This is a genomic window from Collinsella sp. AM09-41 (assembly GCF_003473245.1).
In the GTDB taxonomy this organism is placed as follows: domain Bacteria; phylum Actinomycetota; class Coriobacteriia; order Coriobacteriales; family Coriobacteriaceae; genus Collinsella.
On sequence record NZ_QRMJ01000004.1, the window covers coordinates 125,002 to 151,306 of the forward strand.

The window sequence follows — 26,305 nt, forward strand, 5'->3', positions numbered from 1 at the left end:
TCCTACCAAGATAAAAAAGGCAACGAAGTTAAAGGCTGTCCATACCAGAACGGTACCGTAGCCCCAACCATATGTGTAATCGTTGTCCAGGTTCCACTCGATCGATCGAAATGGAAGACCTGCTGATGAACATCGTTAGTAAGCACAAAGCTGATAAGCAGGACAGCCATGACCCACAAAACGGTGCGGTACCGACGCCCCATACGATGCTGTTCCAAACCCGCGAGGCGCAGACCGCACAGCTGGTAGATCAGCGGAATGAGCGTCATGGGCACGTAGTACAGGTACCACAGCACGGTGGCATAGAACGGCGTGAACGACTTATATTTGAGGATGACCTCGATCATCCACAGGGCACAAATGGCGGCGATGGCAACAAGGCGGCGGCGCAAGACGTAGTCCAAGCAGCGTAGGTACGCCAACACACCCCAGATTGAAAATGCAATTGCGGCGACAAGCAGCGGGAGAGAGCTCGAGTGGACGAGCGCATCCACGACCTCTTCGGACACCTCGCTATAGGCGGGCACGGTGTTGGAAAGCTTGGGGTCGGAGGCGAACAGTGCCGGCAAGACTGCCAAAAGCATAAGGAACAGCGCGGTAATGGCGCCGGCGATAACAAAGACGCGGTGGCGATACACGCCATGCGATATGCCAACAAGGAATCGCGGCATGGCGAAGAGCCTGCCGCCCCTGGGATCCGCCACGGGTGCGGATCGGGCGGCCGCGTGGCCGATATGTCGCTCGCAGGTACCCATAGTGCTTTTAGTGTACCGACAGGCGGGCCCAAAAAGCGGGCCACATGTCCCAAAATCCGCCGACGGCGAGGGACGTCGCCAGCGACTAGCCGTTTAAGAACGTCCCCAATGACTAAGACAAAACGAGCGAGGATTTTTGGACGCCCAAATGGCGAGAGTGGATAATCTCCCACTTTGAGCCCACAAACAGGCTAAAAACGGGAGATTATCCACTCTCATTCTGCGGGCGCTCATTTAAGTACGTCCCCAATGAGTGCTTTCACTTCTTTTAACAAAACGCCCGGCGGGCATTAACTGCTCGCCGGGCGTTTTGGTTAGGAGGCTATGGTTGTTGGGAAGCCTTAGGCCAGGTCCTCGCCGTTCGTCTCGATGACGTGTTTGTACCAGTCGAAGCTCTTCTTTTTGGAACGCTTGAGGGTGCCGTTGCCCGCATCATCGCGGTCGACATAGATAAAGCCGTAGCGCTTGGACATCTCGCCCGTGCCGGCAGACACCAGGTCGATTGGGCCCCAGGTGGTGTAGCCCAGCAGGTCAACGCCGTCCTCGGTCACCGCATCGCGCATCGCGGCGATATGCTGGCGCAGGTAGTCGATACGGTAGTCGTCGTTGATGGAGCCATCCTCCTCGACAACATCCTTGGCGCCCAGGCCGTTCTCGACCACAAACAGCGGCTTCTGATAACGGTCGTACAGGTCGTTGAGGGTGATGCGGAAGCCCAGCGGATCGATGGCCCAGCCCCACTGGCTCTCCTGCAGGTAGGGGTTCTTGGCGCCGGCGAAGGCGTTGCCCTGGGTGCGCTCGACATCGGGGTTATCGGCACCGGCGGAGCAACGGGTGCTGTAATAGCTAAAGCTGATGAAGTCGACGGTGTTGGCGGCCAGGATCTCGCGGTCCTCATCCGTCATGCCCACATCGATGCCCAAACGCTCGAGCTTCTTGACGGCATAGGCCGGGTAGTAGCCGCGGCTCTGAACGTCGACGAAGAAATAGTTGCTCTGGTTGTCAATCTGCGCTTGGCGCACATCGCCCGGACGGCAGCTGTAGGGGTAGTAGCTACCTGCGGCAAGCATGCAACCGATCTTGACCTCAGGGTCGATCTCGTGAGCGATCTTGGTTGCCCAAGCGCTGGCGACGAGCTCGTTGTGGGCGGCCAGGTACTCGACGGCCTCCTTGTTCTCGCCCTCCTCAAAGACCAGACCGGCACCCATAAACGGCAGGTGCAAGATCATATTGATCTCGTTGAAGGTAAGCCAGTACTTCACCAGACCCTTGTAGCGGGTGAAGATCGTGGTCGCGAGGTTCTTGTAGAAGTCGATGAGCTTGCGGTTGCGCCAGCCGCCGTACTCCTTGATGAGGTGAATCGGGCAGTCGAAGTGCGTGATGGTCACGAGCGGCTCAATGCCGTGCGCCTGACACTCGCGGAACACGTCCTCGTAGAAGGCCAAGCCGGCCTCGTTGGGCTCAGTCTCGTCACCGTTGGGGAAGATGCGGGTCCACGCCAGGCTCATGCGGAAGGTCTTAAAGCCCATCTCGGCAAAGAGGGCGATGTCCTCCTTGTAATGGTGATAGAAATCGATGCCAGTCTGCGCGGGGTAGTAATAGCCGTCCTCGAAGTCGAGCATCTTGCGCTGGCCGGAGACCACCGCATAGCGCTCGGGGCCGTGCGGTGCCACATCCACGTTGGCTAGGCCGCGGCCATCCACGTCGTAAGCGCCCTCGCACTGGTTGGCAGCCGTCGCGCCGCCCCACAGGAAGTCTTTACGGAAAGCCATGCATCAATCCTTTCACACGATAATTGTCATAGGTTCAGTATCTCTACAAACAGCGCGTCGCTCAACGGCAACGGCACAGCTCGAAACTTCTTTTCGCCCCAACGGCCTCATCCGCCCGCAGCGACTGACACTTCCTGATACCTCGCTTCGTCCCCTAGCAACAGGTTCGCCTCTCGAGGTTTTTCCTCCACAGGAACCCGTCCCCGGGGAGGAAAGGAAGTGAGGGGCCGGGCGGCAATGACTGCGGCTAAGCGTACGTGATGGCCTCCAAACGAAGAAGCACGGGAGAGCTATAGCGCATAATGGCGACCTCGTCGCCGTTGAGACGGCAGTCGCGCACCCACGCGCCGTTCTCAACGGTCCCCGTCTCGAGCGACGCCACATCCACATGCGGCTCACCCGCCGCGTGCGACTCGAGCGCCAAGCCGCAACGAAGCGCAAGCAGGTACACGGCGCCGTCGGCGGCGCGAAGGGCCGCACACGCACCGGGCAGGGCACCCTCATCAAAGCTCACCTTAATTGCTATGGAACCCATATCGAGCAGGCCCTCGGCTGCCACCTCACTCGTCACGGCATCGAGCGTCGCGTACGCGGCATCGTCCTCGGCAAGTTCAAATAACTGAGCCAGCCCACGCGTGACCTCCGCATATTCCTCCCGGTCCTGAGGCGTGAGCAAAGCGGGGTCGCTCGTATCCATGCCAAAGAGAATACCCGCCGAATCGCCAAAGGGCTCGCCCATCTCCTCGTAACCAAAAGGAGCGAAGCACAGGGCATGGTGATGGGCCACCGCCCAGACCTGGCGCGCGGCGGCGTAGGCGTGCGTCGCGGTCTCGGGGATAAAGAGCGGGTTGTCCTCGCGCGCATATCCGTCGCAGACCTTGCAAAACGCCGGGATGTAGATATCGGGGCCCAGCATGTCGATGCTCGGGGCGGCATGCTTCCACACGCCCATCACGCGCAGGTTGGGACCGCCCGTGGGAAAGCGCCCAGGCTTGTGACCCTTGTCGAGCCAGCAATTGCAGGCCGTGGACAGCGGATGCTCGGCGCGGCCCGCTGCGGCGACCGCCTCCACGTAGCGAGCCATGTGGTAGGTGGTAAACATCTCCTCGGCATGCTCGCCAAAAACCTGTTCCCACGAACCAGAGCCGGCGCCCGCTTCAAGGGCTTCCGCAAGCTCAGACGCCAGGGAGGTAGGATCGACCGCAAGCGCCTCGATCAGCTCCGTAGGCACGCTCTCCGCAAAGGCAGCATCCGCCCAAGGCGAGTGCTCACGTGCCGCGACCATCTGGCCGCACTCATTTTCTACCTGCACGAGTATCACCGTATGATCTTGCGCATCCACCTCGCGCAGGTGCGCCATCAAAGCCGCGTAGGCGCCGGCATCCGCCGCGCGCGTCTCCTCGCAATAGAGCGAAAGCGCCGTGATCTCAAAGTTATGGAACTCGGCATAGCGAACCTTGTTCTGCCCGGGCACCATCTGCGCACGGCGAAAACGCTCGATATCGCGTTTGACCCACGCGGGCGCATAGTAGCACTGCGCATTTTTGTACGCGCCAAACCACAGCACGCCCAGGCGCAGCCCGCGCTCGCGGGCAAGCTCGAGCATCATGTCCACTTGGCCAAAGTCAAACTCGCCCTCTGCGGGCTCCAAAAGCTCCCAGGTAACCGGGGCGAGCACGGTATTCATACCGAGCGCCCGCGCGCGATCGAGAGCATCCGCAAAAGCGCGGCGCCCACCCGAGGCGGAGTTATGGCACTCGCCCGCAAACAGCGTATAAGGCCGGCCGTCCACCATCAGGCGTTGCCCGCCGCCAGCACAGGTGTACAACTGCGGAATTTCCGCCATGGCAACTCCATTCTTCCGTTTTGTTTCAACCCCCTGAGGGCCGAGCCGTGTTGAGAGCACCGGACGCGCGACCAGGGCCTACCTGTCGTCCATGCGAGCCGCCCCTCCGATGGGAGATGGGTTAAAGGACGGCAAACGAGGCGAGATCGACCGAACCGACGCCCTCGATAGCCAGGTAGAGTGCATGGTCACCGGCAACGGTCTTCGTCAGGGATGCGACCACCGTGCACCAGCCCTCGCCTGGCACGAGCTCGACGCGCGTCAACTCAGCGCCATCCGGCGCGTCCAAGCGCACACTCACCACACCGGCAAGATCCCCGCGCACCTCGAGCTCCACCGTGCGCTCCGCACCGGAAAACGCCAGGTATTTGTAGCCCACGCCCGCTCCATCGCAGAGGTTGGCCACATAGGTACGTGCCGAAGTCATACAGCCCGCATCGACTTCCTGGGTAATCACCGGATGGTTATCGGCGATTTCCAGATTGCCGGAATAGTGAACCGCGCCGGCCGGCCCCACCAAGTAGCAGCAAATACTCGCCGGGTACGCGCGCCCGCAAGGAAGCGCTCCGCCATTGAGCCCACAGCTCGTTATCTCTACTTGTTCGATATGTCCATCGGAAGCAATCTCGATGGGCTCAGCGCACCCCTGGCGCGCGTGCTGCGCACCGTGCGTATGACGGTGATAGAAGATGTAGTCGCGCCCGGCAATGCGCGCCATGCCGCCATGGTTGTTGCCCAGGTCCATCACAGCGGCGTCCTCGGCCTCGTGCCCGGGCAGGCCCACATCGCCGTTGGAAACGAGCACGCCGCCGTAGGTTACCGGACCTTCCGGCGTTGGCATCGTGGCCCAGCAGAGCTCATGTCCGTTTTCGCTCGAGTAGACAAAGTAGTAGCGCCCGTCGAGCACGCGGATGCTCGAGGCCTCAAAGAAGGCATGCCCTTCAAAACCCGTGTCCGCCGCCTGCGTCACTGCCGGAGCCAGATGCTTGGGTGTCGCGGCCATCGTGCGCATATCGGCGCCGAGCCGCACCACGTAGCCGCCCTCCATGGAACATGCGGGCATGCGCGAGCTCGGCTTCTTGGCGCCAAACCCATAGTAGAGCCAGCAGCCCCCGTCCCCGCAGGGAAGGACTGCCGGGTCAAAGGGCATGCCCCAGCCCTCCTCGCCCGCAAACGGCGAGCCGTCGGGCTTGGCAATAGGGCCCAGATAGCGGTAGCGTCCCGCCGGCTCATCGCACACGGCGACCGACATGACGCAACCGCTCGTCATGCTTAGCGTGAAGTAATACAGATAGAACCGCCCGTCGGCACCCTGGCACACATCGGGCGCGCCGTACCCGGTTCGATCGACATTGGCCGGGTCATCCTCTTTGCGCCAGATGGTCCCCTCAAACGTCCAGGAGCCCAGATCGTCCACCGGGGCTGACCAGCACACGTAGTCACCCGGGCAGTATGCGGTGCCCTCGGGTGCGTCATGGCTTCCATACACGTAGACTCGGTCACCAAAGACATGCGGTTCGCCATCGGGGATATACTCCCATCCCGGCAGATACGGATTGGTTGCGATATGAGCCATGTCAGACCCCTCCTATCGATATCGGGCACGGTACCGGACGGGCGCCGGCGACAAGACCGAACGCCTGCCGCGCACCGCGTGCACCATTCGTTAAGCAAATGCAGCTAGACGAGCTCGAACTCCCCCACCAACAGGTCGCGGCTGTTAGGCCCCGCCATGACCTCAAACGCGCCGGGCTCGCTTGCCCAGCCGTGCTCGGGCGTCCAAAAACGCAGAGCCTCCTCGCGCAGGATAAACGTCACCGTGCGGCGCTCACGCGGCGCAAGCTCAACACGCGCAAAGTCACGCAGTTCGAGCATGGGGCGCACGCGCGTTGCCACCTTGTCGTGGATATAGAGCTGCACGACCTCAGTACCAGCAATATCGCCCTCATTGGTCACGTCGATTGAGACCTCGATGACACCGTCCGCCGTAAGCTCGTCCGCACTCAGGCGCAGGTTATCGTAGCGCGCCGTATGATACGAGAGGCCGTAGCCAAAGGGGAACATCGCATCGTTAGGGCAGTCCATATAGCGGCTCACAAAGCGACCGCTATGCGTTGATGTCTTAGCGGGACGTCCGGTGGAGAGCTGCGCATAGTAGAGCGGCTCCTGGCCCACGTTATGTGGGAAGCTCACCGTGAGCCTGCCGCTCGGATTGACCGTTCCAAAGAGCACGTCGGCTACCGAACGCCCACCAGCCGTACCGGGGAACCACGCCTCTACGATTGCATCGCAATCATCGATCACGTCAGTGAGGGCAAGAGGACGCCCGTTAAAGAGCACGAGCACCACAGGCTTGCCGAGCGCGCGCACGCGCTTGAGCAGGCGCTTCTGCGGAGCCGGTATGGTAATGTCCGTACGCGCTCCGCCCTCACCGCTCTGCAGCATGTGTTCTCCGAGCGCCATGACCACCACGTCGCTCGATGCGGCCAGCTCGAGCGCCTCGGCCTCCATGGCCGCCGGATCCGTGCTCTCTCCCGTCGGCGCGCCAAACGCCGGAATCTTGCCAAACTCGCCCAGCTCGCTGTAGTCGTCGAGCATGGGGCAGCCCTGTGCCCAACCAAAGCCGTCCTCGCCCAGCACCTCGGCAAAGGCCTCGGCAAGTGTCACGGAATGCGACTTGTCGGCGTGGATCGCCCACATACCTATGATGTCGTGGCTGTTGGCATAGGGGCCTATGAGCGCCACGCGCGGCGCCTCGGCACCCGTCGCAAGCGGCAGCAGCCCGCCCTCGTTCTTGAGGAGCACGAGCGCTTCGTCGCAGGTATCCCGTGCACTCTGGAGGCGCTCCGGGGTGCAAGTGACCTCCGCACGGCGCTCGGGCGAGCAGGTGCGGTACGGGTCCTCAAAAAGGCCCAGCTTGTTCTTGAGCTCAAGCACGCGCAGGCACGCGGCGTCGATTGCTTCTATCGAGACCTCGCCTGCCTTAACCAGGCCCTCGAGCTCATGCGCATAGCAGGGCGTTTTCATGTCGATATCGACCGTGGCGTTTATGGCGAGCTTGGCCGCCTCGCGACGGTTTGCCGCCACACCGTGTGCCCTGAGCTCGTCGATCGCCGCGTAATCGGTGATGATGGGACCGTCAAAGCCCCACTCGTCGCGCAACACGTCGTGCATGAGCCAGCGGTTTGCCGTGGCGGGGATGCCATCAATGGTGTTGAAGCTCGTCATCACCAAATCGCAACCAGCCTCGACCGCCGCACGGTACGGAGGCAGGTACTCGTTGCGCAGGCGCCACTCGCTCATATCCACCGTGTTGTACTCGCGACCCGCCTCGGGCGCACCATAGCCCGCAAAGTGTTTGACGCAGCTGGCCAGGCTCTTCTGCGGCGCACCGTCACCCTTAAAGCCCTCGACCATCGCGCGGGCGAAGCGGCTGCTTAGGTACGGATCCTCGCCCGGCATCTCCAGGCAGCGACCCCAACGGGCATCGCGTACCACGTCCACCGGCGGGCTAAAGGTCACCATGCAGCCATCGGCCACGGCCTCTTCGGCAATAAGCTTGTAATCCTCGCGGATAAGCTCTGGGTCCCACGTGGCTCCCAGGCCCAGGGGGATTGGATAGCAGGTTTGATAGCCATAGATCACATCGGCCATAAAGACGAGCGGGATCTTAAGACGGCTGCGCTCAAGATATGCATCTTGGATACGATGCACTTCCTCGGCGCCCAACACGTTGAGCACGCTGCCGCATACGTCAACATCTTCTTGCGTCACGCCCAGCTTGGCACGCGGACCAACCGCTACGGCATCGGTGCCAAAGCACCCACCGTCAAGCTGCACCAACTGCCCGATCTTCTCGCGCAGGGTCATACGCCCCAAAAGGTCAACGAGCTCGGATTGCTTCATGGCTACCTCGTTTCTGTTGTGTGCCCTTATGGGAGGACGCCGGATTCGTGTAGGGGTCAGCGCCCTCCCATAAGAGCACACGGGGCGCATCTGGCGCCGCGCCCCGTGTGCTGGCGTCCAAAGACGCCGGTTTCCCAGAACTAATTGTTCTCGAGGATCATGTCGTCGTTGAAGCCGAAGGTCAGCGTGCCCACAAAGGTGAGGACGGAGGCGACGGCGAGCGCGATGACGTCCTCCATACCCACCGAGCCGATGATGGCCGGGATGGTGATGAGCGAGGTGGTCATGAGCGCGGGCTGGTGCAGGCCAAAAGTGGCAGCGATGGCACCGCAGATGCCGCAAGAGACGATTGCGATCACAAACGGGCGCTTGTACTTGAGGACGGCGCCGTAGATGGCGGGCTCGGTGATGCCGGCGAGGAGCGCAGAGATGGCGGCAGCGCCGGCGAGCTCCTTGAGCTCGGTGTTCTTGGTCTTGAGGAAGATGGCAAGGACCGCGAAACCCATGGCAAAGTTGGTGCCGACGGTAATGGGCAGGATGACGTCATAGCCGAGCATACCGATGTTCATCTGGATGATGGGGATAAAGGCCCAGTGCATACCAAAGATGATGAGGCAGGGCCAAAGCAGACCGATGAGGAAGCCTGCGGGCAGCGGGGCAACCTCAAGCAGGGAAACCAGGCCGTTAGCGATGAGACCACCGATGAAGTCGGTGACGGGGCCGATGATGTAGAGGGTGAGCGCGGTGGCCACGACGAGGGTCACGACGGGAACGATCAAGCCCTTGAGGATATCGGGGACGACCTTATTGAGGCCCTTCTCGATCCAGGACTGCGCGTACACGGCAAAGATGATGGGGATAACCGAGCTCGTGTAGCTGATGAGCGTTACCGGGATGCCAAAGAGGTCAACCGGGTCGCCGGCGCTAAAGAGCGTGGAGAGCGTGGGGTAGCACAGCGCAACGGCGATGGCCATGGCCGTCCAGTCGTTGCACTTGAACTTCTTGGCCGCAGTGCGGGCAAGGAAGACCGGCATGAAGTAGAACACGCCGTCGCCGATGGCGTAAAGCAGCTGGTAGGTGGTGGACTCGGCCGCGAGCCAACCAAAGGAGTTGGCCATGATCACAAAGGCCTTGAGAAGGCCGGCGGCGGACATGGCGGGAAGCATCGGCATAAAGATGCCGCTGATGAGCTGGATGGCGCGGTTGACGATGCTGCCACCGGCCTCGTCCTCGACCTCGCCGCCAAGCTGGATGTTGGAAACCTTGGGCAGGGCGTCATACACGTCGGTAACGTGATTGCCGATAACAATCTGGTACTGACCGGCGGCCACTAGAACGGAGATAACGCCCTCGGTCTGGTTGAGCTTCTCGGTCTGGGCCTTCTTCTCATCGTTGAGGGTAAAGCGCAAACGGGTAATGCAGTGGGTGACGGACTTGACGTTGTCCTCGCCACCGACGAGTTCAACGATGGTACGGGCGAGAGCCTCGTAATCGCGTGCCATGTGAAACCTCCTTGTTTCACTCGTTACAAAGATATCTGCAGCCCCGGCGCCTTGGAGCTTAACAGCAGGTTGCGCGGCGATGCCGCGATGTCTGCCGACGCAAAGCCGGCCAGTTGGGCAGTTAGACGGGTGCCCGGCCGCCGTATCAATGTCCCGGGCAGAGCCGGTTGATATGCATCATCAGATAGAGCAGCTCTTCGTCCGTGCAGTGCCAGCCGCAGGTTGCTCTCATGTATTCGTCGATTGCGCGTGCACAGGCGTACGCGTCTGAAAACTCGCTGGTCGCTCGTTTGAAAAGATCGCTATTGCGCGTCTCCTCGTCCTCACCCTTGATAAGGCGGCTGATAAGAAAGCGCATATGGGTCACAAAGCGCGCATAGCTATATGAGTAGCGGTCGATGGTCTCGCCAAGCGTACGCTCGATAATCCCGGTGACCGCATCGATGACCTCGGTACTCTTTACGACCAAGTCCATGTTGCCCTTTGCGCCCGCGTTCTCGTCATCGACCATCTCGGCGTTGACGATATGCAGCGCAATCGAAGCGGCCTCGGTCTCAGGAAAATCAACGTCCTCGGCCACAGCCATAACGAGCTTGACGCCGCGGCGACCGACCTCGGCCTCGCGCGGATAGACGAGGCGGACTTCCTCGTAGAGCGGGTTCTTGATCGAAGCACCCTTGCGGGCGCGGTCGATGGCAAACTGAAGGTGGTCGGCGAGCGTAAAGACTAGATTGGGATTGAGCGTGCAGTTGAGCTCGTTGCGTGCGATATCCACGATACCCGACGCGATAATGATGACATCGTCCGAAAGCGATGCGACAGCATCGTACATCTCAGGGCTGATATCGCGGAAGCTCCGCTGGATGGCGCTTTCGTCCTCAATATAGGAAGGGGCGCCGCGAAAGCCAAGGCCCTTGCCAAACAACACGAGCTCGCGCCCGGCATCGTCCTCCGCAAGGACAACGTTGTTGTTTATTGCCTTGGTTATCAGCATGAAAAAACTCCCCTGGGCTCCACTTAGACATCTCGCCACACCGGCTCTCGAGTCGGTGGTTGCTATGACATGTGCTCGTGGCGCCTCCCGAGGAGTAACGCGGTGCAGCTGCCAGTATAGAGGTTTTGCTGGGTTATTAAAGTGATTTTATAGAAGTTACCGTTCGCCCCTGTTTTTCTACCGTTCATCCCTTGACCCCCCCCCAGGCAAAGGCAACCAAAGGCGCACCACAAAGGGGACAGGCACCTTTGTGGTGGTTTGAGACAAGGACCCTAGTCCACGGTGATGTCGAGGTTCTTGCCCGTGAGGCCTACGTAGCCGCCCTCGGCAGCAGGTCATTTGACCGAATAGGAAAAAAAGGAAAAAATAGGAAAAAAAGGAAAGGAGACTTATGACAGAAACCATCTTCTCCCCCTCATTTGGAAATCGCCCGTCCTATCTGGTGGGGCGTGGGAGCGTGATTTCGACATTCATCTCCGGCCTTGAGCAGGAGCCGGGCAATCGAGACCGTGCCATGCTCATGCTTGGCCAGCGAGGCAGCGGCAAAACGGTTCTCCTGTGGGAACTTGCCGATCGCGCCCGCAAGCTCGGCTTCGTTGTTGCCACACCCACCGTAGCCTCCGAGGACATGCTCGAGCGTATTGTTGAAAAAATCCAAGAGGCAGGCGAGCCCTATGCTAACAAACGCCATCTTCCTAAACTCACGAGTGGCAGCCTGAGCGTCTTCGGCTTCTCAGCCGGCCTTGAGTTCACGCGCGATGTGCAGGAAACCAAAAGCTTCCAGTTCAAGCTCACGCAGCTGGCGCGCAAACTGACCGAGCAAGGACATGGCATCCTCATCCTCATCGATGAGCTCCAGGCCAATTCAGCCGAAATCAGACAACTCGTCACCGCCTATCAAGAGCTCGTCGGCGAGGGGCTCAACGTCGCGCTTGTTATGGCAGGGCTCCCGGGAGCAGTCTCCGCGACACTCAACGACCGCGTACTGACATTTCTCAACCGCGCACGCAAGGTCACGCTCGAACCGCTTTCAGTCGGAGATGTGGATGCCTGCTATCAGCGAGCTTTCGAAGAACTCGGCCTTGATATCCCAAGCGATCTTCGGCTGGACGCCGCTCGCGCAACTCAGGGCTCGCCCTACATGCTGCAGCTCATCGGCTACAACATCGCCAATCGTTGCCAGGCAGGAGAACGCGCGGCGCAAGAGCAAATCGATGGAGCCATCGAGGCGTCGAAAGTCGATTTCGAAAATGACGTTTGCGAGACGACACTTGCCGCGCTATCAGACCAAGACGTCGCGTTTCTCGCCGCAATGACTGACGACGAAGACGCTGTGTCGCGCATTTCCGATATAGCGGAGCGCATGTCAGTCACGCCCGACTATGCGCAAAAGTATCGCCGGCGCCTCATCGACGCCGGCGTTATCGAGCAGGCGCGTCGCGGTTACGTGCGCTTCGCCGTTCCATATATGGTCGACTACCTGCGCAGCCAGCTCTAGGCAGCCGCCACAATGGGGGCAGGTACCTTTGAGGTGGATTGGGCCCGGTTTATCTCAATCTGTAACAGGTAGAGACGATTTAGCCCGCTAGATGTTACAGATCGAGACGGAAGATTCTAGTCCACGGCGATGTCGAGGTTCTTGCCGACGAGGCCCACGTAGCCGCCTTCGGCTGCCTTGGGGCTGTCGGCGTGGCAGAGGACCCACTTGTCGGCCTTCCAGTAGCAGTAGCTGTCACCGGCGGCAGGCATGTCGGCTGCAGCCTCGGGGCGCGGACCATTGGTGCCGGCGGGCAGCGCAACCATCACCTGGAAGCCGCCATCGTCGACCATGCACGGCGTGTAGTGGAGCGTGGTGTTGAAGACTTCGACGACCGTACCCGCCGGCACGCGGAACGCCTTGACGCACGCGGTGTCGAGCTTGCCGTCCTCGATCTCCCAGCGATGCGCCACGAGCAGGATAAAGTCGCGGGCGCCCAGGTTAAACTCGCTGACGCGGTGATACTCCAGGCAGTTGAGGCGTGTGTTGTGGCCGTTGCACCAGCCGAGCTGGAAGGGACGACCGCCAAACATGAGAAAGCCCAGCTTATCGGCATCCTTGACGCCCTCGAGCTCCGGCGCACTTGCTACGTACTTGCTGCCCTCGGGAATGGGCGTGGCAGAGAGCGCCTCGAGCACGGGCGACGTGAGCTCGGACGGAACGTTATCCCAAACGTTGCCATAGGATTTGAACTCGGGATCGTTGACAGAGTAGATATGCATGTTCACTCCTGTTCGTTTATGTGACAGTACGAACATTCTAGAACAAACATGAGCGATTTTAAACGCTCATCCCGACCACTTAACAAAAAGGCGCCCCCGCGCAAGCGAAGGCGCTCAATGCGCGCGTTTTGGGCGATAAAGCCCTTATGCCTGCTGATAGTGCAGGTGCTTCTCGTCGATATCGGCCAGGTCACGGTCGAGATAGCGGCGCGCGAGCCAGTTTGCCATGGGGAGGTTCTGGTCCAGGTAGTTGCCGCACTCCTCGGGAGCGGCGCCGGGGACATCACCCTCAAAGTCAGCGACGAACTCGAACAGCTCGCGTACGAGCGGCAAGATCTCCTCGCTCGTCAGCTCGCCAAAGACAACCAGGTAAAAGCCCGTGCGGCAGCCCATGGGGCCAAAGTAAACGATACGACTCGACCACTCGGCATGATTGCGAAGGAACGTCGCGCCCAGGTGCTCGATGGTGTGGCACTCGGCCGTGTTCATGACCGGCTCCTTGTTGGGCGTGGTCAGGCGCAGGTCAAAGGTGGTGACGGCGGCGCCGGTCGCCGGATCGCGGTCGATGCGGCTCACATACACGCCGGGCTCGAGCAGCAGATGGTCAACGGAAAAACTCGCGATGCGCTCCATGGCAGATCCTCTCGGTAGTCAATTTGGGACGGGGCACTTTTAGCTGGTTCGAATGGTCGCACCAATCATACCAGTCAAAAAAGCCCCGTCCCAAATGAGCTGCCCGGGACGGGGATCAATGAGTGTTTAATCCCCAGAAAAATCCTTGGGTGCCGCGCAGCCGCCTAGGCAGTGTATGCAATTGTTGATTTGACGGCATGGCGCCAGCCGGCGATCTTTTTGGCTCGTTCGTCGGCAGACATGGCAGGCTCCACGATGCCGCGGGCGCCGTAGACGTCAACGACGTCGCGCGTGTACATACCCAGCGCAATGCCGCAGGCCCAGGCCGCGCCCAGACCGCTCATCTCGTCGTTGCTCGCAATGCGGATGGGCGAGCCAACCAAGTCGCTCTCAAACTGCATCAGGTACGCGTCGCGCGTGGGGCCGCCGTCAACACGAAGCTCGGCCAGTGCCGCGCCCGAATCCTCGACCATCGCATCAATCACGTCAAAGATTTGATAGGCGATCGACTCGTCGGCGGCCTTTACGAACTCCGCACGGCCCGTGGTGCGCGTCATGCCAAAGACGCAGGCCTCGGCGTCACTCGCCCAGTGCGGCGCGCCCAAACCGGTAAACGCCGGCACAAAGTAGACGCGACTCGCCGGATTGGCGGCGTAGCACAGGTCGGTAACTTCCTCGGGGTTATTGATGAGCTCAAGATCGTCGCGCAGCCACGTCTTGACGGCGCCGGCGTAGCTCACGTTGCCCTCGAGAACATACTCGGTCACACCGTCCATACGCCATGCGAGCGAGCTCGAAAGCCCATGCGAGCTGGCGACGAACTCGTCGCCGACGTTCATCATGACCGAGCTTCCGGTGCCATAGGTCGCCTTGGCCATGCCGCGGCTGTGGCAACCCTGCGCAAACAGGGCCGCATGGCTGTCGCCCAGCACGCCGTGCACCGGCACGGGCGCCGGCAAAAAGCCGCCCAGGTCCGTCATGCCGAACAGGCCATCGGAATCGGTCACCTGCGGCAGGCAGGCCGGATCGACGCCAAAGGCCTCGCACACCGGCTCGCTCCAGCAGCCACGGCGCAGGTCGAAGAGCTGCGTGCGGCCGGCATTGGACCAGTCGCAGCGAAACTCCGCGCCGCCCGTGAGCGTCCAGACCACCCAGGCATCGATGGTGCCCAGACACAGTTCGCCTGCCGCCGCGGCCTCGGCAGCCGTGGGAACGTTCGCGAGAATCCAAGCCATCTTGCCCGCCGGATAGTAGGGCGAGAGTACCAGACCCGTCGTGTCGCGCACCAGCTCGGCCACACCCTCGCGCGCGGCCAGCTCGTCGCACAGCTCACGGGCGCGGGCGCACTGCCACACCACGGCGTCGCACAGCGGCTCGCCCGTCGTGCGCCTCCAGGCAACGGTGGTCTCGCGCTGGTTGGAGATGCCGATGCCGGCGACGTCGGCCGGATCGACCCCGGTCTCCTCCACCACGGCGCGCGCCACGGCCAGCACGTTGGCGGCGATCTCGGCTGGATCATGGCTCACCCAGCCGACCTCGTTGACAATCTGGCGATGCGGGCGATCGGCACGATGAATCAAATGGCCGCCCTCGTCCACCAGCAGCGCCTTGGTGCCCTGCGTGGATTGATCGATTCCGATGATGTATTTGCTCATGTACTCTCCTGTCTCCCCCGTCGATTCAACAACTAAAACCCGACGGACAAGGAGCGAGTGGCCGACCGACTCATGAGAGCGCAGCCGGCCTGCTCTGAATTCAACCTAAAAGGATTGGTGCAAACCTGTCCCCGATGCACCAACTACTCTGCGGGCAAGAACTCGGCGACGGTCTGCGCGATTCCGGCACCCGTCAGGCCGTAGTGCGCAAAGACCTCGGGGCTCGTGCCGGTGATGACCGGCGCATCGGGCAGGGAGAGGCACTTGACCGGACGCGGGCAATGCTCGCCCACGACCTGCGCGACCATGGAACCCAGGCCGCCGAAGGGGCTGTGCTCCTCGACGGTCACGACGGCGCGCGTGGCACCGGCGGCCTCGATCACAGCCTCAGCATCGAGCGGCTTGACGCAATACATGTCGAGTACCGTTGCCGAGATGCCCTGCTCGGCCAGCAGATCGGCGGCGTCCACGGCATGGCGGACCATCTCGCCGGTGGCGACAATCGTCACATCGGCGCCGCGACGCACCCAGGTGGCGCGATCCATCTGGAACGGGCACTCGTCCTCGGTGTACACGTCCTCCACCGGGTTGCGGCCCACGCGGATGTAGGCCGGCTTGTTGTCGGCGACCAGGGCACGCACGAGCTCGGCGGTCTGGAATCGATCGCTCGGCAGATACACGCGCATGTTGGGAATCGCGCTCATGGCGGCGATATCCTGCGCGGAGTGATGGCTCATGCCTAAGGCGCCGTAGGACACGCCGCCCGAGATGCCGATGAGCTTGACGTTGGTGTTGGAGTACGAAACGTCGACCTTGCACTGCTCATACGAGCGCGTGGTCACAAAGGACGCCGGCGAGGCGGCCCAGGCCTTCTTGCCGCACGAGGCCATACCGGCGGCGATACTCACCAGGTCCTGCTCGGCGATGCCGACCTCAATGGACTGCTGGGGATACTGATCGAAGAACGGCGTGAGCGATGCGGAGCCGCGGGAGTCGGAGCACAAGACGACGATGTCTTTATCGGTTGCGGCGGCCTCGAGCAGCGTGTCGCAGATAGCCTTGCGGTTGGCGATCTTGTTAGCCATTGATAGCCTCCTTATGGGCAGCGAAATCGGCGATGATCTGGGCATATTCCTCATCGTTGGGCAGGTGATGATGCCAGGCGGCCTTGTCCTCCATAACCGGCGAGCCGTAGCCCTTCACCGTGTTGAGGATGATGACCGTGGGCTTACCCTTGGTCTCGGCGGCCAGCGTCAGCGCGGCGTCGATGGCCTGGACGTCGTTGCCCGGAATGGACAGCACGTTCCAACCGAAGGCGGCCCAGCGCTCCTCCTGCGAATCCTGCTTCATGACGTCCTCGGTGCTGCCGCTGATCTGCAGGCGGTTGCGGTCCACGAGCGCGCACAGGTTATCGAGCTGGTAGTTGCCGCCGCTCATGGCGCCCTCCCAGACCGAGCCCTCGGCAAGCTCGCCATCGCCCATGATGGTGTAGACGCGGTAGTCGCGGCCGTCCATCTTGCCGGCAAGCGCCATGCCGACGGCCACGGGCAGACCATGGCCCAGCGAGCCCGAGTTCATCTCGATGCCCTTGAGCTTGTTGTTGGGGTGGCCGATGTAGGGGCTGCCGAACTTGGAGAAACGGGCCTTAACGTCATCGAGGTCAAGATAGCCCTCGTGGCAGAGCACCGCGTAGTAGGCCTCCATGGCATGGCCCTTGGAGAGCACGAAGCGATCGCGGTTGGGATCGTCGACGGTCTCGGGCGAAATGTTGAGGTGGTTGGCGTAGAGGGTCATCAGCGCATCGATGACCGACATGTCGCCGCCGATGTGCCCGCCGGCGCCAGCCATGATGATATCGACGCAATCGCGGCGAAGGTCCCAACGCAGGGACTCAAGCTCTTCGATAGTTGCCATTTCTACTCTCCTCGCAGGTAAGCTTTGACGTCTTCTTCGATGGGGTCGTACAGGTCGGGGACAATGCCGAGGTATTTGCATGCCTCGTAGAGCACCGGCACCACGTTGGCGTGAATGGCGACGCAGTGGTGGATGTAGGGACCCTCGACGATCTTGGTCTCGAGGCGCTTGAGGTTGTCGACCTCGACCCACAGGTAGGTGCCCATGCCGGCCGGGCCGTCGATGCCGCGAGCGTTGCCCAGCAGCAGCGAGTACTCGCCGTTGTCGCCGTCAAAGCGAGCAAGGGTGAGGTCGCCGTGCTTGGCCTCGGCCGTCAGCGCGCCGGGGTGATCGAACGCCAGCGGGTAGGTGAGCTTGGGCTTGACGGCCGCACAGCTGCAGGGCCAGGGACCACAGTGCTGCAGCAGCTCGCCGTTCTCGTTATCGGGATGGCGCACGGTCCAGTCGGCGAACATGCCGCGGTGACGGCCCAGGTCGGCGGCCTCGACCATCAGCGCGGTGATGGCGCCATGGATATCGGTCTCGCATACGATGGGGATGCCCATCTCGTTGAGGATTGCGTTGGCGGCGCAGGGCATAATGCCCAGCTCGTCCTGCAGGGCGTTCCAGCATTGGATGGCACCGGCGTTGCAGCCGTACTTCTCGACCAGGCGCTTCATGGCGATGGCAAGTCCTGCGACCGCGGGGACCTTGTCCTCGGGAATGCAGATCTCAAAGCTGTCGTTGATGTGGGCAAGCATGGCGGCCATGGCCTGCTCGTCGGCCTGGGCGTCGCGCACAGCCTGGACAAGCTCGGTCATGGGGATGGGCGAAAGCTGGATGTTGAACTTCTCGAGCAGCTCGCCCTCGTTGCACATGGTCGACCAGAAATCGAACGGACGGGTGGCCATCTGCAGGATGCGGGTGTGCTTGAAAGTCTTGACCACGTTGCACACGGCCAAAAAGTCCCAGACACCGCGCTCGAACTCGGGATCGGTCAGACGGCAGTTGGTCATGTAGGTGAAGGGAACCTGGAAGCGACGCAGGACCTTGCCGGTGGCGAACAGGCCGCACTGGCTATCGCGCAGACGGGTGCCGTCGGGCTCGGGGCGCTCGTCGCGCGGACCCCACAGCAGCACGGGCAAGCCGAGCTCGCGGGCAAGGCGGGCGCAGACATACTCGGTACCAAAGTTGGCGTGGCAGAGCATGATGCCGTCGACGCCCTCGGCGCGGAACTTTTTGACGATAGGCGCGATATGGCTGTCGTCGAACAGCAGGCCCTCGTCGTTGATGTCGTCGATATCCACAATCTCGACGCCGATCTCGCGCAGGCGATCAGCCGTAAGGCCGCGATACTTGATCGCGTCCGGCGCGCTAAAGATGCTACGGCGCGTGGGCACAAAACCGAGCTTGATCTTATCCATGTACGTCCTCCCCTAGTCACATGTTCAGTAAACAGACGCATGTTTCGTTTTGTTCTGTTTACTAAATGTTTTACTCTTTTGTTTAAAAGTTTAGCGCGAAAGTCTCGTAAACGGTAGAGAAATCAGCCTAAACGGTATGTAAACAAACTGAACATACAAGGGAAACAAAAAGAGGACCCCGAAGGATCCTCTTCTGAATGGCACTATGTTAACTGCCCTAGCGAGCTTTGGCACGCTGCAGGCAATGCCGTCTCCGCCTAGATTTCGCGCACGCTCTGGCGCTCGACAAAATAGGTCGACACGGCCGTTTTGCAGGTATAGCTCTTGGGATTGCGGATGTTACCCACCAGACGGCGCACCGCGATCTCGCCCACCTCGTGTTTGGGAACATGCACCGTGGTGAGTGGCGGGTTGGAGAAGGCGCCCAGAGATAGGTCGTCAAAGCCGATGATCGAGACATCCTCGGGCACGCGAATGCCGTGCTCGTTGAACGCGCGCATGGCACCCACGGCGAGCACGTCGTTCTCGGCAAAGAAAGCCGTCGGCAGGTCGTCGCGTGAGACGCTGTCGAGCCATGCACCCATATCGCGATAGGCACCTTCGAGCGTGGTGCCCAGCGTGACGTGCCATGCCGGATTGGCCTCGAGGTCCGCATCCTCAAGCGCTTGGCGATAGCCGCGCTCGCGATCCTTAAAGTTGCGGATACGAAGATCGCCTGCCAGATAGCCGATTTGCCTGTGACCCTTCTCGATAAGGTAGTCCACGGCGCGCAGCACCGAATCGGTATTGGCAATGACTACGGCATCAAAGTACTGGCGGTCGCTCCAGCCGTCGAGCACGATCAGGTGGGCGGCAGCGTTGGCGAACAGGGCGTAATCTTCCTCACCCAGCTCGGTACCCATCAGCACGATGGCGGCAGACGGGTCGGCGATCAGGCCCTCGACCTGCGGACGCACGGCGTCCAGGTCGCTAAAGTCGAGCGAGACAAAGCTCGTGCTCATGCCGTGGCGACGCGCCTGGCGCTCCACGCCCTCAATAACCGCGGGATGGAAGGTGCTCTCGTCCAGGATGGCGCCCGTCTTGCGCGCGAGCACAAACTGGATGCTCTCGAGCTGCGTCGACTGCTGATAGCCGAGCGACTGCGCGCACTCCAGGATGACTTTGGCGGTCTCCTCGCTCACGCTGCGCTTGCGGTTGAGCGCGTTGGACACGGTCGCAGGCGAAAAACCGGTGATGCGGCTGATTTCGCGAACACTTGCTTTGGCCATTGTTCCCCCTAGCAACGGTCGTGGCGGAGCATCGTGGCCTGACCGCCCCGTGACTCGACAACTAAACGACCGCAAATTCAATCTAAACAGAATAGTAAATGTTTAATAGCTAGTTTAGCCTGTTGTCAAGCGAAGCGACGCGACTATTCCCCCAACGGGCGTATTTACTCGGTAGCTAAAAAAGCCCCGTCCCAAATTGACTACATGGGGCGGGGTGCAGGAATCGTTTAACCTAGGACGCGGGCCATGCGCGCCTTAAACTCGGACAGGAAGCGCGGGGCGTCAACGGTCAGCGCCACAAGCGCGCTCTTGTCGGGATCGGACAGGCGGTGCTCGTCGCAGATGGTGCGGCCACGGTACTCGCCCAGCAGGTCGACACGCAGATTGCAGCCGAGCGCACCCACGAGCGTGGGGTCGATCGCCACGGCAACGGCCAGGGGATCGTGCAGTGCGCAACCACCCAGGTAGGGTGCGTTCATCTCGTACGAGCCAATGTAGTGCTCGACCATGCTCGCAAATGCGCAGCCCGCCATGGTGCCCGAGCCTGTCCAGCCGGCAACATCGCGGCGCGTGAGCACCACGCGATGCGTCACGTCCAGGCCCACCATGGTGAGCTTGCGGCCCGAGCGCAGCACGGCATCGGCGGCCTCGGGATCGCTTGCCATGTTGGCCTCGGCACCCGCGCTCACGTTACCGGGCACGGTCAGGGCGCCGCCCATCACCACCACGCGGCCGATAGACATCATCGCCGCCGCATCGCGCTCCAAGGCAAGTGCCAGGTTGGAGAGCGGGCCGGTCGCTACGTAGACCAGATCGGGCCCATAGGTGCGCGCGGCATCGATCAGATAATCGACCGCGGCATTGCCATCGGCCGAGGTCGCCCCCACTGGCTCGTAGGGAGACGCGGGCACGCTCGCGCCGCCGATGCCGTTCTTGCCGTGGATGAGCGTGGTGGACGCCGGTGGCGTATAGGGCTCGGTCGCCTGTAGGGGACGGTCGGCACCCAGATACACCGGCACCTCGGGACGACCCAACAGGTCGAGCACCGCCAGGCAGTTATGCGCCGACTGCTCGACGCGCACGTTGCCAAAGCACGTGGTGATGCCCACGAGCTCCACCTCGGGGCTCGCGATGGCATAGGCAAGCGCCATCGCATCGTCCACACCCATATCCAGATCAAGGATCAGCTTCTTGATTGCCATTGTTCTACTCCGCTTCTCCGTCTTGTACGTAATCGTCTAAACCAAACGCGCGCTCGACTTCGCCACGCGTGGGAATCGACTGCTGTGCACCCAAGCGCGACACCGTCACCGCCGAGGCACGGGCACCCGCGGCCATGCACTCAAAGAGCGGCAGGCCCTCCAGACGAGCCGCGGCAAGCGCACCGATAAACGTATCGCCCGCGGCCGTCGTATCGACCACCGTGCTCGAAAGCGCCGGCATGCGCAGCAGCTCGCCGTCGTCGCCGAGCGTAACCGACCCGGCACCGCCCAACGTGATGACCGCAGCTCCGGCACCCTTGGCGAGCAGGGCATTGAGCGCTGCGGCGCAGCTCGTATCATCCGCGGGCAAGATGCCCGTCAGCACCTGGCACTCGGTCTCGTTGGGACAGACCAGGTCGACCGCCGTCCAAGCCCCTGCCGGCACGTCACTTGCCGGCGCCGGGTTAAAGACCGTATAGAACCCCAGCTCGTGAGCGCAAACGAGTGCCTCGGCCGTCGCCGCCAGGTCGCATTCGCCCTGGGCGATAAAGACGCTTCCGGCAGCCGGGGCAATCTTGCTGGCGTCGCCGTCGAGTTCATCGGCCACCAGGCACCTCAGCGCGCAGGCAACGTCCTCGCCCGTAAGCGCATGGTTGGCGCCCGGCGACAGCACAATACGGTTGTCGCCACCAAAGCGAATGATGGTCGCCGTTCCCGTCTCCACGTCGTCGCGACGCGCCACAAAATCGCAGCTCACGCCAGCGTCTTGGAGCCCCGTCACGAGCGACGTGCCAAACGCGTCGCGACCGACCGCACCGATCATGCATGTGTGCGCGCCCATGCGCGCAGCCGCTACGGCCTGGTTGGCGCCTTTTCCGCCGGCGTTGGTGATAAACCCGCTGCCGCCGACGGTCTCGCCCGCACGCGGCATGCGCTCGCACGCCACCGAAAGGTCCATGTTCATGCTGCCGAACACCGCGACGATGCCGCAATCTGCCATGGAAACCTCCTCGTCCGCGGGCTCTGCACCCGCTGCCGGTCGTCGATCGTGCGCTCTCACGCCTCTATAACTTTAGTTCACTTTGATGTGGACGCGCGCTTGAGCTTGCGCCAGCAGCAAGCATTCACAGGAGCAGGCGGCTACAATAAAGGCGTGCTGATTATTCTCGTCATTTGGATGATGTTTTATGGAACAATTCCCGCGATCGAACTCGCGCAGCTCACGCCACTCGAGCGATCAACAGGCGCCGCACGAACGCTCGCGCGCCAGCCGCCAAACCTCCGAGCCGCGCCAAGCCGCAGACCCCCATCGCGCGTCTGCCAACAAGGGCGCCCACGCCAGCAGCGCCACAAAAGAGCAGGTGCCCGCGCGCCCCAAATCTCGGTATATCCCCGCCCTCGACGGTCTGCGCACGCTTGCCGTCGTCGCGGTGGTGCTCTATCACCTCAACCTCACCTGGGCGCAGGGCGGCTTGCTTGGAGTCACGATTTTCTTTGTGCTCTCGGGCTACCTGATCACGCGCCTGCTCATCAACGAAGTATCAAAGACCGGCCGCATCGACCTCAAGAGCTTCTGGATCCGCCGCATCCGTCGCCTGGTCCCCGCCGTGGTGACCGTTGTGGTTGTAACCTGTGCGCTGTGCACCGTCTTCAACCACGTGATGCTCACCAAGATGCGTCCCGACATTCTGCCGTCGCTGCTGTTCTTTAACAACTGGTGGCAGATTATGCAGGACGTTTCGTACTTCAACGCCCTGGGCGACCCCTCGCCGCTTACGCACTTTTGGTCGCTCGCCATCGAGGAACAATTCTACCTGGTTTGGCCACCGCTGCTGTTTGCCATGGTGTCCATGCATGTGAGCAAACCCAACACGCGCCGTGTGGTCCTGGGACTCGCAGCGGTATCCGCCCTTGCCATGATGGTGCTCTACAACCCTGCCGCCGACCCCAGCCGCGTGTACTACGGCACCGACACCCGCGTCTTCTCGCTGCTGCTGGGCGCCTGGATGGCCTTTATCCCCAATCGCGACCTGGCGCCGGTGCGTCTCGCTCATCGTTTGGGGCTCAATCGCCTGGCTGGCGCCGCCAAGCACGGCAAGAACGCCGAGGGCAAGCCTGGCGAGAAGGCCGACAACGCAGCCGAGACCGTCCCGGCACAGCCGAGCGCCCTCGTGCGCTTTTGGTCCTCGCCCGCATCCATCGATGTGTTGGGCGTCGTGGGTCTGGTTGGCCTTGCCGCCATGGTCGCGCTCACCAACGGCTACACCGCGTTCCAGTATCGCGGCGGCACGCTGCTATGCTCCATCCTCACGCTCATGGTCATCGCGGCCTGCGTGCAGCCCCAGGGAATGGTTGCCCGCGCACTGTCCGCCGAGCCGCTCGTGTGGGTTGGCAAGCGCTCGTACAGCATCTACCTGTGGCACTATCCGCTACTGTTGCTCATGAACCCGGTCGCCAACATCAACGATACGCCGTGGTGGCAGTACATTTTGCAGGTGTTGTTGGTGGTCGCCGTAGCCGAATGTTCATATCGCTTTATCGAGACGCCGTTTAGAAAGGGCGCCTTTGGGCGCACCGTATCCGAGTTCCGCGACGGCACCACCGCGCCCGCCAACTGGGTGCGCGCGCACGTCCCTGTCTGCGCAGCCTGCGCTGTCGTGTTGGTCGTTGCACTGGGCGGCCTGATCTTTGTGCCCGAGACGTCTGCGCTGAGCGGTGAGGGCGCCGAAGTCCTCAACAAGGAAGCCAAAAACACCGCGCCCACAGACCAACAGGCGGCCGACGACACCGACAAGGACAACGACGGCTTCCCCGATGGCTCCTACGACCTGTTGATGATCGGTGACTCCGTGTCGCTGCGCGCCGTTGATTCCTTTGACGGCGTGTTCCCGCACAGCCATATCGATGCCGAAAAGGGCCGCCAGTTTGATGCGGGCCGCGCGACATTTGAGGGCTATCTCCAACAGAACCTTGCCGGCAAGATCGTGGTCTTTGCACTGGGAACCAATGGCTTGGTAACCGACGACCAGATCGACGCCATCATGGCCGATGCGGGAGATAAGCGTATTGTGGTGTTTGTGAACACACGCAGCCCGCAGCCGTGGGTTGGCTCTACCAACCAGGCCATCGCCAACGCCGCCACGCGCTACAAAAACGTTCGCGTTATCGACTGGTACGGGTACAGCGCCAACCGCAACGACCTGTTCGACGGCGACGGCACGCACCTGTCGACCACTGGCGTGACTGAGTACCTCAACTTGATCCACGATGCAGTCAAGAAGGACCTGCCCGTGCATCCCGAGGATCACGTCAACGATCCGCAGCCGGCGGCCGTCAAGTCTGCCACCGACGCGCTCGTCAATGCGCTCGCTCTCAAGCCGCACAAGCTGGGCACCGACAAGTAACCTGCAGCGCAAACTTCCCACATCCGGAGGGGTGCCCGCCACGGCAGGCACCCCCTCCGACAGTTAGGGACGTTCCTTATATGCCGGCACCCAGGGACACTCCTGACACAGCCGAGGAACGCCCTCCTTGCGACCAAATTCTGGGCGCCTCGCCACCCCGAACGTTGTTTCCAAGCCCACACCCGCAGCAAACAACCCAAAATCACTCTTTTCGAGCCGACTCCAAGAGGTCATGGACAAAAAGGGGCAAATATGAGTACTGTTACCATTTTAGTAGCAGGCAAAACCACCCAAAATGGCGCCCAAGCGGTAGCGCGCGACCCTTCCAGTTGACCAGAATGGCCGGCTTAAGACTTGGAGCTTCGCTTTTAATGAACAGATTTTTAGATATGTTCATTATCTTCTTGGATGTAAATGCTATTCACTTAGCAACAGTACTCATATTTGGCATTTTTTGTCCACTGCCATATAACTAATGCCCTATAGCGGGCAAAAAACAGGCCGCAGTCCATCGCTGCGGCCTGTTCGGAAGCAAAAGTGGGCGCTAAGCGCTGTAACCCATCGCCTGCAGGACAAACATGACGACCGTGAGCACCGTAATCACACCGATAGTCGCCCAAGTGAGCACGTTCCACACGCGACCGTTGCGGTTAGTGCCCATAATGTGACGGTCGGCGGCGATAACCACCTGGAACACCAGAACCACGGGCAGTAGCACGCCATTGATGACCTGCGAGGTCATCATAATCTGGAACAGATCGACACCGGGCATGAGCACCAACACGGCAGAAATACCGATGATGGCCGTAATGATGCCGCGGTAAACCGGGGCCTCATCCCAGCTGCGATCGGCGCCGCGCTCCCAACCAAATGCCTCGCAGATGGCACTCGACGTAACGCCCGGCAGCACGCAGGCAGCCAAAAAGCTCGCTGCAACCAGGCCCGAGGCAAACAGCACCGTGGACCACTGACCCGCGATGGGCTCCAGCGCGCGGGCGGCATCGGCAGCATCGCTAATCTGAATACCCGCCGGGAACAGCACCGTACCGGTCGTGATGATAATAAAGCCCGCAATGATATCAGCAGCGATCGAGCCGCTCACGGTATCAATGCGCTGCAGCACGATGTCGTCCTCGCCCGCGTTCTTATCGACCACGTTGTTCTGCGCCAAGAAAATCATCCACGGCGCGATGGTGGTACCGATCGTTGCGACCACGAGCGACACGTAGCTGGGGTCATTTTGAATGTTAGGCACGACCAGGTCGACCGCGACCTCACCCCAGTTGGGGCCAGCCATAAACGCGGCGACAATATAGGTCACGAAGACGCAGCTTACCAACAGCAGAATCTTCTCGATGCGCTGGAAACTACCCGACATGGTAAGCATCCACACCAGCAGCGCCACCAACGGCACCGAGATGCTCGCCGGCACGCCAAAGAGAGCAAGGCCGCTGGCGATACCCGCAAACTCCGAAATGGTCACAGCCGTGTTGGCGATCAACAGCGCCGCCATAGCAAGTACACTCTTGCGCACGCCAAAGCGCTCGCGAATGAGCGATGCCAGGCCCTTGCCCGTGACGCAGCCGCAGCGCGCCGCGGTCTCCTGCGTCACGATGAGCAGCACGGTCATGACGGGAAGCATCCACAGCATCTTGTAGCCATAGCTGGCGCCCGCGCTGGAATACGTTGCAATGCCGCCGGCGTCATTGCCCGAAAGCGCCGCCAGCAGACCGGGACCCATAGCGCCAAAGATGGCCGCGATGGTCAACTTTTGCTTGGTGCCCGACTTTTG

The 26,305-nt window shown here is 61.5% G+C and carries 19 protein-coding genes; 2 read left to right on the forward strand and 17 right to left on the reverse strand.

The annotated features are described in order from the left end of the window. Positions 1-2 precede the first annotated feature (2 nt). The 7 genes from DW112_RS06370 to DW112_RS06400 all read right to left on the reverse strand — a co-directional run bounded on the left by DW112_RS06370 (position 3) and on the right by DW112_RS06400 (position 10,775). Positions 3-671 carry a histidine kinase N-terminal 7TM domain-containing protein gene (locus DW112_RS06370; protein WP_118328593.1) on the reverse strand — a complete coding sequence of 223 codons (669 nt, stop codon included), beginning with the start codon at positions 669-671 and terminating at the stop codon, positions 3-5. A gap of 425 nt (positions 672-1,096) precedes the next feature. After that, positions 1,097-2,527 (reverse strand): 6-phospho-beta-glucosidase, encoded by a 1,431-nt coding sequence (locus DW112_RS06375; protein ID WP_117634553.1) that lies wholly within the window; start codon positions 2,525-2,527, stop codon positions 1,097-1,099. A 247-nt stretch (positions 2,528-2,774) separates the two neighbouring features. Then, complete coding sequence (locus DW112_RS06380; protein WP_118094880.1) at positions 2,775-4,373, reverse strand: beta-galactosidase; 1,599 nt, start codon at positions 4,371-4,373, stop codon at positions 2,775-2,777. A 121-nt stretch (positions 4,374-4,494) separates the two neighbouring features. Next, the gene (locus DW112_RS06385; RefSeq protein WP_118094881.1) at positions 4,495-5,949 is read right to left on the reverse strand and encodes a family 43 glycosylhydrolase; all 1,455 of its coding nucleotides are present in this window, start codon (positions 5,947-5,949) and stop codon (positions 4,495-4,497) included. A gap of 104 nt (positions 5,950-6,053) precedes the next feature. Next, entirely contained in the window at positions 6,054-8,279 is a 2,226-nt protein-coding gene (gene bglX, locus DW112_RS06390; protein WP_118094882.1) for a beta-glucosidase BglX, read from the reverse strand. A gap of 140 nt (positions 8,280-8,419) precedes the next feature. Continuing rightward, positions 8,420-9,781: a PTS transporter subunit EIIC gene (locus DW112_RS06395; protein WP_117806567.1), complete on the reverse strand. Its 1,362-nt coding sequence runs from the start codon at positions 9,779-9,781 to the stop codon at positions 8,420-8,422. Between the two features lie 145 nt (positions 9,782-9,926). Continuing rightward, complete coding sequence (locus tag DW112_RS06400) at positions 9,927-10,775, reverse strand: PRD domain-containing protein (RefSeq protein WP_117798875.1); 849 nt, start codon at positions 10,773-10,775, stop codon at positions 9,927-9,929. A 391-nt stretch (positions 10,776-11,166) separates the two neighbouring features. On the opposite strand from DW112_RS06400, the gene DW112_RS06405 reads away from it, so the two are divergent. Then, on the forward strand, positions 11,167-12,273 hold the full coding sequence (locus DW112_RS06405) for an AAA family ATPase (RefSeq protein WP_118094886.1): 1,107 nt from the start codon (positions 11,167-11,169) through the stop codon (positions 12,271-12,273). Between the two features lie 116 nt (positions 12,274-12,389). Here DW112_RS06405 and DW112_RS06410 read toward each other — a convergent pair whose 3' ends face one another. The 9 genes from DW112_RS06410 to DW112_RS06450 form a co-directional block, all read right to left on the reverse strand. Next, complete coding sequence (locus tag DW112_RS06410; protein ID WP_118094888.1) at positions 12,390-13,034, reverse strand: DUF4867 family protein; 645 nt, start codon at positions 13,032-13,034, stop codon at positions 12,390-12,392. A gap of 144 nt (positions 13,035-13,178) precedes the next feature. After that, entirely contained in the window at positions 13,179-13,667 is a 489-nt protein-coding gene (locus DW112_RS06415; RefSeq protein ID WP_118094890.1) for an S-ribosylhomocysteine lyase, read from the reverse strand. A gap of 164 nt (positions 13,668-13,831) precedes the next feature. After that, positions 13,832-15,322 (reverse strand): glycerol kinase GlpK, encoded by a 1,491-nt coding sequence (locus DW112_RS06420; RefSeq protein WP_118328594.1) that lies wholly within the window; start codon positions 15,320-15,322, stop codon positions 13,832-13,834. Positions 15,323-15,465: 143 nt separating this feature from the next. Further along, positions 15,466-16,407, reverse strand: coding sequence for a transketolase family protein (locus tag DW112_RS06425; RefSeq protein ID WP_118328595.1), 942 nt, complete (start codon positions 16,405-16,407; stop codon positions 15,466-15,468). After that, a complete protein-coding gene (locus DW112_RS06430) occupies positions 16,400-17,236 on the reverse strand; it encodes a transketolase (RefSeq protein WP_197736868.1) in 837 nt (278 codons plus the stop codon). The genes DW112_RS06425 and DW112_RS06430 overlap by 8 nt, the downstream gene beginning before the upstream one ends. 2 nt (positions 17,237-17,238) lie before the next feature. Beyond that, complete coding sequence (locus DW112_RS06435; protein WP_118328596.1) at positions 17,239-18,639, reverse strand: L-fucose/L-arabinose isomerase family protein; 1,401 nt, start codon at positions 18,637-18,639, stop codon at positions 17,239-17,241. Positions 18,640-18,896: 257 nt separating this feature from the next. Continuing rightward, the gene (locus DW112_RS06440; protein ID WP_118328597.1) at positions 18,897-19,907 is read right to left on the reverse strand and encodes a LacI family DNA-binding transcriptional regulator; all 1,011 of its coding nucleotides are present in this window, start codon (positions 19,905-19,907) and stop codon (positions 18,897-18,899) included. A gap of 227 nt (positions 19,908-20,134) precedes the next feature. Further along, the gene (locus tag DW112_RS06445) at positions 20,135-21,109 is read right to left on the reverse strand and encodes a nucleoside hydrolase (RefSeq protein WP_118065958.1); all 975 of its coding nucleotides are present in this window, start codon (positions 21,107-21,109) and stop codon (positions 20,135-20,137) included. A gap of 4 nt (positions 21,110-21,113) precedes the next feature. Beyond that, positions 21,114-22,109 carry a ribokinase gene (locus DW112_RS06450; protein WP_118065956.1) on the reverse strand — a complete coding sequence of 332 codons (996 nt, stop codon included), beginning with the start codon at positions 22,107-22,109 and terminating at the stop codon, positions 21,114-21,116. A gap of 187 nt (positions 22,110-22,296) precedes the next feature. Here DW112_RS06450 and DW112_RS06455 point away from each other — a divergent pair, with 187 nt between their 5' ends. After that, positions 22,297-24,513: an acyltransferase family protein gene (locus tag DW112_RS06455; RefSeq protein ID WP_118328598.1), complete on the forward strand. Its 2,217-nt coding sequence runs from the start codon at positions 22,297-22,299 to the stop codon at positions 24,511-24,513. 544 nt (positions 24,514-25,057) lie between these two features. On the opposite strand, the gene DW112_RS06460 is transcribed toward DW112_RS06455, so the two are convergent. Beyond that, positions 25,058-26,254, reverse strand: a complete 1,197-nt coding sequence (locus DW112_RS06460) for an Nramp family divalent metal transporter (protein ID WP_117769790.1) — start codon at positions 26,252-26,254, stop codon at positions 25,058-25,060. Positions 26,255-26,305: the final 51 nt, after the last annotated feature.

Bases quoted from the DNA above. Each gene is read 5' to 3' on its own strand.
- DW112_RS06370 (WP_118328593.1), bottom strand. From the start codon at position 671: ATGCCGCGATTCCTTGTTGGCATATCGCATGGCGTGTATCGCCACCGC.
- DW112_RS06375 (WP_117634553.1), bottom strand. From the start codon at position 2,527: ATGGCTTTCCGTAAAGACTTCCTGTGGGGCGGCGCGACGGCTGCCAAC.
- DW112_RS06380 (WP_118094880.1), bottom strand. From the start codon at position 4,373: ATGGCGGAAATTCCGCAGTTGTACACCTGTGCTGGCGGCGGGCAACGC.
- DW112_RS06385 (WP_118094881.1), bottom strand. From the start codon at position 5,949: ATGGCTCATATCGCAACCAATCCGTATCTGCCGGGATGGGAGTATATC.
- bglX (WP_118094882.1), bottom strand. From the start codon at position 8,279: ATGAAGCAATCCGAGCTCGTTGACCTTTTGGGGCGTATGACCCTGCGC.
- DW112_RS06395 (WP_117806567.1), bottom strand. From the start codon at position 9,781: ATGGCACGCGATTACGAGGCTCTCGCCCGTACCATCGTTGAACTCGTC.
- DW112_RS06400 (WP_117798875.1), bottom strand. From the start codon at position 10,775: ATGCTGATAACCAAGGCAATAAACAACAACGTTGTCCTTGCGGAGGAC.
- DW112_RS06405 (WP_118094886.1), top strand. From the start codon at position 11,167: ATGACAGAAACCATCTTCTCCCCCTCATTTGGAAATCGCCCGTCCTAT.
- DW112_RS06410 (WP_118094888.1), bottom strand. From the start codon at position 13,034: ATGCATATCTACTCTGTCAACGATCCCGAGTTCAAATCCTATGGCAAC.
- DW112_RS06415 (WP_118094890.1), bottom strand. From the start codon at position 13,667: ATGGAGCGCATCGCGAGTTTTTCCGTTGACCATCTGCTGCTCGAGCCC.
- DW112_RS06420 (WP_118328594.1), bottom strand. From the start codon at position 15,322: ATGAGCAAATACATCATCGGAATCGATCAATCCACGCAGGGCACCAAG.
- DW112_RS06425 (WP_118328595.1), bottom strand. From the start codon at position 16,407: ATGGCTAACAAGATCGCCAACCGCAAGGCTATCTGCGACACGCTGCTC.
- DW112_RS06430 (WP_197736868.1), bottom strand. From the start codon at position 17,236: ATGGCAACTATCGAAGAGCTTGAGTCCCTGCGTTGGGACCTTCGCCGC.
- DW112_RS06435 (WP_118328596.1), bottom strand. From the start codon at position 18,639: ATGGATAAGATCAAGCTCGGTTTTGTGCCCACGCGCCGTAGCATCTTT.
- DW112_RS06440 (WP_118328597.1), bottom strand. From the start codon at position 19,907: ATGGCCAAAGCAAGTGTTCGCGAAATCAGCCGCATCACCGGTTTTTCG.
- DW112_RS06445 (WP_118065958.1), bottom strand. From the start codon at position 21,109: ATGGCAATCAAGAAGCTGATCCTTGATCTGGATATGGGTGTGGACGAT.
- DW112_RS06450 (WP_118065956.1), bottom strand. From the start codon at position 22,109: ATGGCAGATTGCGGCATCGTCGCGGTGTTCGGCAGCATGAACATGGAC.
- DW112_RS06455 (WP_118328598.1), top strand. From the start codon at position 22,297: ATGGAACAATTCCCGCGATCGAACTCGCGCAGCTCACGCCACTCGAGC.
- DW112_RS06460 (WP_117769790.1), bottom strand. From the start codon at position 26,254: ATGGGTCCCGGTCTGCTGGCGGCGCTTTCGGGCAATGACGCCGGCGGC.